General features: G+C 56.5%; 4 protein-coding genes. 1 reads left to right on the forward strand and 3 read right to left on the reverse strand.

The genetic code is table 11. From position 1 onward, the window contains the following. Positions 1-5 precede the first annotated feature (5 nt). Together CLV74_RS22315 and CLV74_RS22320 are read right to left on the reverse strand one after the other, a co-directional pair. On the reverse strand, positions 6-1,646 hold the full coding sequence (locus CLV74_RS22315; protein ID WP_106269128.1) for a hypothetical protein: 1,641 nt from the start codon (positions 1,644-1,646) through the stop codon (positions 6-8). Next, positions 1,643-1,975: a hypothetical protein gene (locus CLV74_RS22320; protein WP_146135013.1), complete on the reverse strand. Its 333-nt coding sequence runs from the start codon at positions 1,973-1,975 to the stop codon at positions 1,643-1,645. Before CLV74_RS22320 ends, CLV74_RS22315 begins: the two co-directional genes overlap by 4 nt. Positions 1,976-2,307: 332 nt before the next feature. Between CLV74_RS22320 and CLV74_RS22325 the strand changes: the two genes are divergently transcribed. After that, a complete protein-coding gene (locus CLV74_RS22325) occupies positions 2,308-2,598 on the forward strand; it encodes a hypothetical protein (protein ID WP_106269132.1) in 291 nt (96 codons plus the stop codon). A gap of 180 nt (positions 2,599-2,778) precedes the next feature. On the opposite strand, the gene CLV74_RS23070 is transcribed toward CLV74_RS22325, so the two are convergent. Next, positions 2,779-2,988 (reverse strand): hypothetical protein (locus CLV74_RS23070; protein ID WP_211299106.1); only part of this gene is annotated, 210 nt, incomplete at its 5' end.

Here is a 2,988-nt window from a genome sequence, read left to right on the forward strand (position 1 = left end):
CCGACCTACATCGGCTCAAAGCTCTCCGGCGTTGCGTCTTTCGCGCCGGAGAGCTTTTTGCAGATCAGGTGTCCTCGTGATCCGGATCGAGGGCTTCGCCAAGCCAGCGGTTCATTTGGATCTGGTTTTGGTGCAGTTCCTGCACTTGCTGCGCCATGAGCGTGATCCTTTGCTCCATGGCCTGCGTAGAACGCTGCTGCTCCATGAGGCTCTTCAGCTCTGCCGCGATCTGCTGGGCGTGATGGTTCGACGCCAGGATCGCGTCGATCATCTCGCTGAGGCGGCGTTCCAACCGGTCGTCCTTGCTGTTGTCCAAGACCTTTTCCATCCGGACGACCAAGGCGTCCAGGTGCTGGATCAGATCCCCCAGCGCTGATAGTTCTGGCGTGGGTGATTGTTGTGACTGCCTCATGTGCTTTTCTCCATTCATTTGCAGTTTCGACGAAGTTTTCTTTGTGGCGGATCAGCGCTTTTGCGATCCGGCGGGTGGCCATGGCCATCCGGATTTTTACGGATACGCGGGCGATCAATGCTTTCAGGTTCTCGAAGATCAGTGAGGTCGGCGGCCCCTTGAGGCGGTCCGTTTTTGTAACATTGGTCGGGATCCGCGAGATGCAGAATTTTGAGCATTCAAAAACAGCGCGCGGGTCGAATTCCTCAATATTCCAAAGGCTTTTGCCGTATTTCTGCGCAGAAATTGTAGCATTGCCTTTAGCCAGGGTCCGAAGATTTTTTGCGATTGCCTCAGGGTCAAACTTGGTCTTCCACGCAGCCTGATCATTCCCATTTTTTTCATATGCGCCGCCTTCGAACAGCCTCCCCCGGAAGATCAACTCCGGGAAATGCCGCGTGCGGGGCCACGTATGTTCCAGCGTGATGGTTTTCGCTGTTTTGACCTTCAAGCGGATACCGAACTCGCCCACCAATGGAAGGAGCTGCGCCAGGAGGCCGTCCCGATCTTGAACCTGCCCATGGCCGTAGACATCGAAAGCCAACTGGGACACCATCTGATAGACCATCAAAGGCGTTTCCAGTCCCGCCCGCGCATCTTCCGCATTCTGCTTTCGGGCCCAATCAGGATATTTGACCAATTGCGCCCGCGAAGGGTCCATCGGGTCGGCCCACCCAAATTGTGCATTCAGGTACATGCGCGTTGCATCCCATATCTCGCGTGAGCGCGGGGTCGTGGGATGAGGATTCCACGAGAGATATTTGCCATGACCGCCCAGAACGATCCGAGGAAGGATCAAATTGACCTCAAGCCGCCCTGCATGTGTGTGCGTCCCGATCAGCACCGGCGGACGGCTGGTCTCCGGCACATGTAGATAGGCCATTTCCAGAACAAAGGAGACGGCCTTGTTCACCGCCTCGCGCACGTCCCTGCGCCCTGCGTTAAAGGCCGCAACATCGACATCCCCGGTGGCAAAACTCATGGTCAGGGCCGAGAACCTGCGCTGGCAAGTTTGGCGTTTCAAGAACTCTGTGAGCTGCGCCACATCACCTGCCAGCAATTCCGGCTTGGGGCTGCGCAGAACCATCTGCTTCTTGCCCCCGACAGTCTTCATGATCTCGGGAGCCAGAAAGTAATTCACCATACCGCTGGCATAGCGATCTGAATTCGACGTCTCATACCAGCCGAGCATCATTTGCGCAGGCTTTCTGTCAGGGCCTGCAACGCGGCGGCAATCTGGTAGAGGCCTTGTCCCTGCCCAATCGACAAGGGAACGTCGCCGTCTTCACGCTCCAGGAATATCGCCTCACACCGACGCATGAGCACATGCAGCTTCTGATGGTCTGTATCGGTAACGCACGACATCGGTGCGCCACTGGCCGCCGCGACCGCCGCCTCCCGCACGAACTGAGCGGGCTTGAGACCCCTCTCCTGCGCCCCACATTCGATTTTTTGCCACTCGGCTTCATTGGCGGAATACTTCCGCGTCTTCCGCTTTGCGCTGCCTGCACCCTCGTCGTCCATCACATACCTCGCCACCATTTACGAGGCCCATGGAAATACAGATTGATGAAATCTCAAAACGCCAAATGAAGTTATCCCCAAACAATTTTCTTTGCGAATAAAATTACATGAATAAAATATTAGAATAGAATTACACAACAGCCTCATAAGTACTATTGTGCCTGAAACTTGCGATTTTGGCGGTTTTCCACAGGATATTCCGCCTCGGCGTGAATTTACAATTGCACCCGCACGCTTCCACTCCTTAGCCTCGCACCCGTTGGTCCCTTTCGGGTTTTATCGAGTTGCTTACCCCTCCCGCACTTGCGCGCGAGGGAACGGAGACGCACGCCATGGCGCGCGATGTGGTTCTTTATGACAGTCGTATCCGACCCCCGCGCAAAGCGCCGGGGGTTGTGGATGCTGCGAGGATTGAAGCCGCCCTCCATAAAGTCGCCCGCTTGATGGAAGATGACGACGCCTATGCGCCTATCTTTCTCCGCCTCGAAGATGAGTTGGAGAAAGCGAAAGCGGAAGAGCAGTCAGGCCCGATTGCCCGCGCCCGCGCCATGCGCGCCGCTGCTGCCAAGACACAGCCCTTGCCCGCAAAACACCTACGTGTCGCGGCTTGGGCTGGCGAATGAATATACATTTTTTACCATGACGATCCGCGCCATCGTGCGCCATAACCTTCCCACTGCGAGAAACGCGGAACATGCCTTCGCTCTGCCCGAGGGCCCTTTCCGAGGAGACTTGATGGAGAATTCCGCCCAAACCCCACATGGCTCGGTAAAAGGAAGCCGCTGGATCGGTGCCGTCACACCTTAGCAGATCCGCACGTCTCCCCCTATTAGTAAATCTCGTATATCAAGAATGACTGCACCAGAGCGGTCTTCTCCCTCTTGCGATACCCACCGTGTTAAGGCGTCCGCTCTCTGGGACGCATCAATGCGTGTGGGCAGTGACAGCCCCTGCCCTGCAGGAACGGTCTGCGCGGGATCGGCAAGACGTTCGATCACAGCCCCGTCGCCGAT

Source organism: Donghicola tyrosinivorans (assembly GCF_003003355.1).
Taxonomy (GTDB): Bacteria; Pseudomonadota; Alphaproteobacteria; order Rhodobacterales; family Rhodobacteraceae; genus Donghicola; species Donghicola tyrosinivorans.

Excerpts from the sequence above, each read along its gene's own strand:
- CLV74_RS22315 (WP_106269128.1), bottom strand. The coding sequence starts at position 1,646 with ATGATGCTCGGCTGGTATGAGACGTCGAATTCAGATCGCTATGCCAGC.
- CLV74_RS22320 (WP_146135013.1), bottom strand. The coding sequence starts at position 1,975 with ATGGACGACGAGGGTGCAGGCAGCGCAAAGCGGAAGACGCGGAAGTAT.
- CLV74_RS22325 (WP_106269132.1), top strand. The coding sequence starts at position 2,308 with ATGGCGCGCGATGTGGTTCTTTATGACAGTCGTATCCGACCCCCGCGC.